Source organism: uncultured Brachyspira sp. (genome assembly GCF_944393015.1).
Lineage (GTDB): Bacteria > Spirochaetota > Brachyspiria > Brachyspirales > Brachyspiraceae > Brachyspira.
The window spans coordinates 22,724-30,134 of record NZ_CALXYQ010000032.1 but is presented as its reverse complement, the minus strand read 5'-3'; the positions used below and the strand labels follow the sequence as shown (position 1 = coordinate 30,134).

The window sequence follows — 7,411 nt, the reverse complement described above, 5'->3', positions numbered from 1 at the left end:
GCAATAACCAGAGATAAACGAGCAGATGATAACTTTAGTTATCATCTATATTTCAGCGAGTTTATCGATAGCAATAATAAGAAGATTATTTATTATTGTCATCAGGATTTATTTCTATATATTTTATATTATCCTTTTTTTCATCTTCTTTATTATCTTCAGGATTTATTTCTATAACTTTTAAATTATCTCTATCATTATTTTCATCTGTTGTTTCTGCATCTTTTGTTTCTATTATATCAGCTTCTATAATATCAGATTTTTTATTTATATTTTTTAGTTTTCCATAAATAATAACAAAAAGTACATAATATATAATAGACATTAAAACAGCAGATAAACTGTAAGGAATTAATGACATATTATTATTGTATATTGTTTTAAATAAATAATTATATCCATAAGGGAAAAGTATATACAATAACAATATTAATGGAATAGTAAGCAAAAGCCATAATTTGTTTTTATAAACTTTATCTGCAAATGAATATGATATAATGATTGTTAATATAGATATTGTAGATAAATATGAAACAGTTCCTCTATCTAATTTGGCATTATTATAATCTAATTCTAAGAAATTCATTATAATAATTCCGCATATAGAAGTTAAAAATATTCCTATCATTGTATATATTATAGCAAATAACAATTTAAGTAAAAATACCCTGTTTGAAAATTCTTTTTCAGTATGGGGAAGCATTTCAACAACCCAAAGTATTATAGAGAAACTAAAAGTTTGAATAAGAAGTTCCGGCAAATTAACCAAATGAAATTCAAGAGGAAGCTGAGTATATATCAAGCCTTCTATAGAACTAGGTGCTGATGAAGGAGCTGCGATGATACCTATACATGCAAATACAAGCCATAGTATAAACCAACCGAATTTTGTAGCTATAATTTTTCTAAGCGGGAATAATGCAATGGATATGAATATTGCTCTTATAGGCTGTAAAAACGGTCCTATAACAGTAAGAGGAGATTCAAAACCTCTCATAAAATTAGTAATTATATCATTACTATATACAGAGGTGTAATCAAACATATTAGAGAATAAAATTCCAAAAACTATATAAGTTAAAGTATGGATAACAGCAACTTTTATATAAAAAATAAAAAAATGTCTAATAAAAATTTTTGGACTATTCTCATTCTCTTCCATAAGAATTCTCTCTAATCTATTTTTCTTGTCTTTCTACAATATCGTTATGATAAACTAAATTAATTCTTTTAATAGAAAGTGCCTTACCAGTTACAGTGTCAATTTGAACTATAATACCGTTAATCATAGGACTGGTAGTTTCCACTTCAAATCTATGAGGCATTTTAGTAACAAATCTGGCTATAGCAGGTTCTTTTTTCATTCCTATAACGGAATTATAGCTTCCGCACATGCCCAAATCTGATATATAAGCTGTATACGATGACAATATCTTCTCATCAGCAGTCTGAACATGAGTATGAGTACCAAATATACAGGAAACCTGCCCTTCAAGATAATATGAAAAAGCTATTTTTTCTGCCGTAGCTTCTGCATGAAAATCTATAAATATGACATTAGTTTTTTCTTTTATATGTTTAATTGCAAGATTGGCTTTTTTGAAAGGACAATCCAATGTATCCATAAAAGTCCTTCCCATAAGATTAATTACACCAATCTTACAATCTAACATATCGTATATATAATAGCCAAGTCCTGGGGCATCACTAGGATAATTATAAGGACGAAGCAGACGATGCTCATTGCCTATCAAAGCAAAGACATCTCTATTATTCCAAATATGATTACCAGAAGTAAGTACATCTATACCGGAATTAAAAAGCTCTGCTGCTGTATCTCTAGTAATGCCTATTCCATTGGCAGCATTTTCACCATTTGCTATTATAAAATCTATATTGTTCTCTAATTTTATTTCTTCTAAATGCCTTCTAATAGCATAACGTCCTGTAACACCTATAATATCACCAAGACATAATATATTCTTCACAGACATTTTATTTACCTTGCAACTTCAACTGCTCTAGTTTCTCTAATAACAGTAACTCTAATTATACCTGGGTATTTCAATTCATCTTCTATTCTCTTAGCAATATCTCTTGCTATTTGCTTAGCTTGAATATCATCTACCATATCGCTTTTAGCCATAACTCTAAGTTCACGGCCTGCCTGTATAGCAAATGATTTTTCAACACCCTCTATACTATCAGCAATCTTTTCTAAATTATCTAAACGTTTAATGTAACTTTCAAAAGATTCTCTTCTTGCACCAGGTCTTGCCGCACTAATAGCATCGGCAGCCTTTACTATTACAGCCTCAACACTTTGAGTATCAACATCATTATGATGTGCTCTTATAGCATTAACTACTTCTTCTTTTTCTCCGCATCTCTTAGCTAAATCGGCACCGCTCATAGCATGAGAACCCTCGCCTTCTGTTTCTATAGCCTTTCCTATATCATGCAAAAATGCACTTCTTTTGGCCATTTCCACATTAGCACCTATTTCAGCGGCTATCATAGCAGCAATATTAGCAACTTCTTTACTATGGAAAAGCATATTTTGTCCATAACTTGTTCTATATTGAAGTCTGCCCATATGCCTGATTAATTCATGATGCATAGTAGTAAGATTTAAATCCACAATAGCATTCTCGCCTGCTTCCATAATAGAATCTTCAACTTCTCTTTTAGTTCTCTCAACAACTTCTTCTATTCTGGCAGGGTGAATTCTTCCGTCTAAGATAAGCTTTTCTAATGAAACTTTAGCTATATGTTTTCTTACAGGATCAAAACAAGATATTACAACGGCTTCAGGAGTATCATCTATAATAATATCAACACCAGTAAGCGTCTCAAGCATTCTGATATTTCTTCCCTCTCTACCTATGATTCTGCCTTTCATTTCTTCACTAGGCAAAGATACGGATGTTACAGAAGTTTCCTGAGCCACTTCACTAGAAAGTCTTTGTATAGTTTGTACTATTATTTCCCTAGCCTTTTTCTCTCCTGTTTCTATAGCATTTTTTTCTATATTATCAACTATTTTAGTAGCGGATTTTTTGGCATCTTCTTCTATACTTCTAATCAAATCTGCTTTAGCTTCTTCTCTAGTAAATCCTGCTATTCTCTCGAGTTCTTTTTCAGCCTCTTGTATAACAGAAGTTAATTTATCCTCCTGTTCTTTTATTTTTTTCATTTTATTCTCAATATTATGCTCTTTATTTTCCAAATATTGAGACTTTTTATCAATATTAGCCTCTCGTTGTAGCACTCTATTTTCTAATTTCTGAATTTCAGCTTTTCTATCTCGATTTTCGCTTTCTAATCTATTACGTTCTTTCTGTATTTCAGAATTAGCTTCAGAAAGTATAGTCTTTCTCTCATTTTCTGCTTGCTCTCTTGCACTTTGGAGCAATTTATGTGTTATTATTTCCGTAGAATTAAGCTTGATTTTAGCTATAATAAAACGGGTTGTATATCCAAAAACAAACGCAACTACAACAGAGGTGATAATTATTACTGGATTCATATTTCACCTCTTTATTTTAAATTATTTTTTACAATGTTATATTATTTAACATAAATTTATTATAAAGTCAATAATATATTAATTATAAAAATAACAAAAAGAATGCTGTTATTAATATTTTTGGAACATCTTGCCTGAACCGCCGCAAGTTTCACAAGTTTCAGGTGCTTTATCTCTATATATATTGCCGCAGCTAGGACAAAGATAGAAAGTTACATCTCCATCTTTATTCAAGAAATTATCTATAATATCTTGGAAAAGTTTAGCATGTTCTGTTTCAACTTTACCTAATGAATTTACTGTATCACTAGCTAATTTATTTTTCTGCTCTATAGCAACCTGTGCCAATTGAGGATAAAGTATAGTAGATTCATAAACCTCACCTTTGATACCTGCTTCTAGATTTTCTTTATCACTTGCAGGTTCTACAGGATTAAGCTGAGGAACGAATTTACTCATATCTAATCCGCTTCTCAATGCTAATTTTCTCATTTTTTCGGCATGAATTTTCTCTGCCAATGATGTTGTTGAAAAAACTTTTTGAATAGCTTTATTGCTAGATGCTTTACCAAATGAACTATATCTATTTGCAGCGTTTGATTCGCCTTGAAATATTTGATATAAAACTTCTTCTAATGTTTTAGCAGCCATATTTATTTCCTCCAAATTATGTATTTATATTTAAAAAGAATAATTGTTTTTATTATAATATTCCCAGGTACATGATATCAATTAGTTTAAAAAAAATCAAACCATTTTTTAAAAAATAGAAAAAAAATTAATGCACATTAATATAGATTTAAATTTTTTTTATATTATAATAAAAAACTATTATTTAAAAAAACGGCGAGAATATGGATAACATTATTATAACTATAAGCAGACAATATGGAAGCGGCGGCAGAAATATAGGAAAATTAATAGCAAACAAGTTAAATATAAACTTTTACGATAAAGAATTTGTTGAAATAGTGGCTAAAAGAACAGGCATTAATAAACAATACCTAGAAAATGTTGAAGAAAAATTCACTAATGACAATCTTTTTTTCAGTGCATTTCATAAAGAACATTTTTCAAGCCCTTTTTCAGGACAAATAAAATATTCTACTTTGGATAAAATGTTTGAAATACAAAGTGAAGTTATAAAAGACATAGCTAATAAAGGAAACTGTGTAATAATAGGAAGATGTGCTAATTTTATACTAAAAAATACAAAACATAAATGCTTTAATGTGTTTGTACATGCCCCTAATAAAGATAGAATAGAAAGAATTACAAAAGAATACGGTGTAAAAATAGAGGATGCAGAAACTCAATTAATAAATACTGATAAATATAGGTCTAATTACTACAAATACTACACTGGTATGGAATGGGGAGATATGATCAATTATAATCTTACCATAGACAGCGGATATTTTAACGAAGAAAATGTATGCAATATAATAATAGATGCTGCCAAAAAAAGAATGTAAAAAAGAATATAAATACTTGAAAATTGATAATATATTACTATATTTAAAGATAAAGATTTATACAAAATGATATAATAAGAGGAGATTATGAAGGACAAGATTATAAAAGATTTTTATGAGAATGATTACTTTTCTTATGAATCTGATTGCGATTTATGGAATGATGAAAAAATATCATTATTAATAGATTTTGGTGAAGAAGCAAATAAATCTGAAATGCTTATGAAATATATAGATAAAATAAACGAAATATTGAAATGGATTGATGAGCATAAAAAAAATGTTACTGACTTTCTTATAGAAAAACAATGTTTAGAATTGGCAGAAGAATGGGTAACAACTTGCGAAGAAGTAGATGAAAATACATATAAAAATCAATCCGGAGAATTAATAACAATACCTATAAAAGAAGAAGATTTTTTTAATGCTATATATATAGACACTATATTAATAGATTTTGATGAAGATGAAACAAGACCGGATACTACATTACATATATTATTTGAACCTGATTATTTCAAGCATCATTCATTAATAGTTTATATTGATGGTGAAAGAAATATAGAATATGGAGATATTGCCGGATAATATTCTATAAAATACAACAGATAAATATATATTATTATTTATCATGTTAAAAAATCATTCTAACAATATATATTTTAAATCTAAAATATTTAATCTATAATAATACAGTTTCATATAAAAATTATAAATTGATAAAATAAATAAAATGAAATAAAAAAATACTATGATCATAGTTACTGATATCAATAAATCAGTAGAATTTTATAAAAGCATTCTTTGATACAGAGAGTTATTCTATTTTATAATCCGGACAAACATATTATTGAAATTGGTAAAAATATGAAAACTGTATGGACAGCGGCATGACTATAGAAGAAACTGCAAAACGTATGGACGTACCTATAGAATTATCAATGAATGCATTAAATAAATTATTATACTATTTAACCATTATTATATTGTTTTTTTAACACAAATAAATTTCAAAACATATTTTTTACAAAATTATTTTTTTATTATAATTAGTATATACTGAAAATTTTTAAGTTTGTCAAAATTAGTTTTTATATTGTTATTATTTTCGGGAACTAGTCCCCGACCCCCTACTTCTTTTGCCGATTAGTCACCTACTCGGTGGTGACCCAAAGAAGCAAAAGGACTGCATTTTGACACAAATCTTGGTTTTACTTCACATTTCAAACAAAACTTAATAATATTTTATGCTATTAATAAATAAAAATTACATTCATAAATAATCCAAATTTGACAAAATATAGTTGTTTAGGTATATTCTAATATAGCTTCAATTTTTTTAGCTCTTTTTGATACTCTTCTGATATTTTATTTTTTAATTTTTCACCTCTTACAATATCGCAGCATAATAATACTTTTTCGTATAATTTCAAATAAAAAGAATGATGTTCTTCTGTAAAAGGTTCACTAATGAAAGACCATATTTCTTTTTCTAATTTTTCATTATTAATATTAATCATTATATCAGCCGCTCTTTCTATTATATATCTGCCTAAATTAATATTATAAAATTTATCATCTTGAATATTTTTTATATTATTCATATATTTTGATATTAATTGCCAAGCATAATCATATTTTTTATTCTCAATTAAAGATTTAAGATAATTATTTAAAGCAGAAACTATATCCCAATTACTCTCATTTTCTTTAACAGCAATTTCAAAAAGTTTTTTAGTAGTTTCCAGTAAAGATTCTTTATCTTCTATAAGTGACTCATAATATTTTAATTTATCTAAATTCTTTTTATCCCATTCTTTTACTGTTTCTTTCCATATATCAATAAATTTTGAACATAATTGTAAATCATCAATATCTATAAAGTAAGATATTACTGCATCTATACTTAATTCATCTAATCTTTCATTATAATAATCATAATCATCAACACCATAACCGCAATTACAATCAAAGTTTGCATTTTTTGCTTTATCAAATAAATCTTTATATTTAGAAAGTAATTTATTTATATCATCATTATAAAGTTTAACAAATAAAAAACTCATAATTTCCAAAGAAGTACCTATTCCCTGATAAGAATTAGTTTGTCTGTCTTTTATCTCTTCTTCAAATAAAAAAACAAGCAAATCTTCAAATGATTTTTTACTCATTAATTTGTTTCTATTTTTATGATAAAGTATAGATAAAATTAATTTTAATCTTTCAATATAATTTTTATCTTTTATATATTCTGCCTCATTATCTTCTTTATATATAAATGGTTCAATATTTATTTGAAATTTTTCTTTATCATTATTTTCTAAACAATTCAATAATTCTTCAAGAGTCTTATAATATTCTTTTAAATAGTCATTAAATAATTCTTGATAAAGTTCCATAATATATA

General features: G+C 26.9%; 7 protein-coding genes. 2 read left to right on the top strand and 5 right to left on the bottom strand.

Translation table 11 applies throughout. The annotated features are described in order from the left end of the window. Positions 1 to 85: 85 nt before the first annotated feature. From Q0K19_RS10725 to Q0K19_RS10710, 4 genes are all read right to left on the bottom strand, one after another. Positions 86 to 1,162 carry a hypothetical protein gene (locus Q0K19_RS10725; protein WP_297247780.1) on the bottom strand — a complete coding sequence of 359 codons (1,077 nt, stop codon included), beginning with the start codon at positions 1,160 to 1,162 and terminating at the stop codon, positions 86 to 88. Between the two features lie 16 nt (positions 1,163 to 1,178). Further along, positions 1,179 to 1,994, bottom strand: coding sequence for a TIGR00282 family metallophosphoesterase (locus Q0K19_RS10720; protein ID WP_297247778.1), 816 nt, complete (start codon positions 1,992 to 1,994; stop codon positions 1,179 to 1,181). A gap of 5 nt (positions 1,995 to 1,999) precedes the next feature. Continuing rightward, entirely contained in the window at positions 2,000 to 3,529 is a 1,530-nt protein-coding gene (gene rny, locus Q0K19_RS10715) for a ribonuclease Y (RefSeq protein ID WP_297247776.1), read from the bottom strand. A 111-nt stretch (positions 3,530 to 3,640) separates the two neighbouring features. Next, positions 3,641 to 4,180, bottom strand: a complete 540-nt coding sequence (locus tag Q0K19_RS10710) for a ferritin family protein (protein ID WP_297247774.1) — start codon at positions 4,178 to 4,180, stop codon at positions 3,641 to 3,643. 203 nt (positions 4,181 to 4,383) lie between these two features. On the opposite strand from Q0K19_RS10710, the gene Q0K19_RS10705 reads away from it, so the two are divergent. Next, on the top strand, positions 4,384 to 5,004 hold the full coding sequence (locus Q0K19_RS10705) for an AAA family ATPase (protein WP_297247772.1): 621 nt from the start codon (positions 4,384 to 4,386) through the stop codon (positions 5,002 to 5,004). Between the two features lie 87 nt (positions 5,005 to 5,091). Beyond that, complete coding sequence (locus Q0K19_RS10700; protein ID WP_014488540.1) at positions 5,092 to 5,592, top strand: DUF2262 domain-containing protein; 501 nt, start codon at positions 5,092 to 5,094, stop codon at positions 5,590 to 5,592. 731 nt (positions 5,593 to 6,323) lie between these two features. On the opposite strand, the gene Q0K19_RS10695 is transcribed toward Q0K19_RS10700, so the two are convergent. Next, positions 6,324 to 7,403 (bottom strand): hypothetical protein, encoded by a 1,080-nt coding sequence (locus tag Q0K19_RS10695; RefSeq protein WP_297247769.1) that lies wholly within the window; start codon positions 7,401 to 7,403, stop codon positions 6,324 to 6,326. Positions 7,404 to 7,411 lie beyond the last annotated feature (8 nt).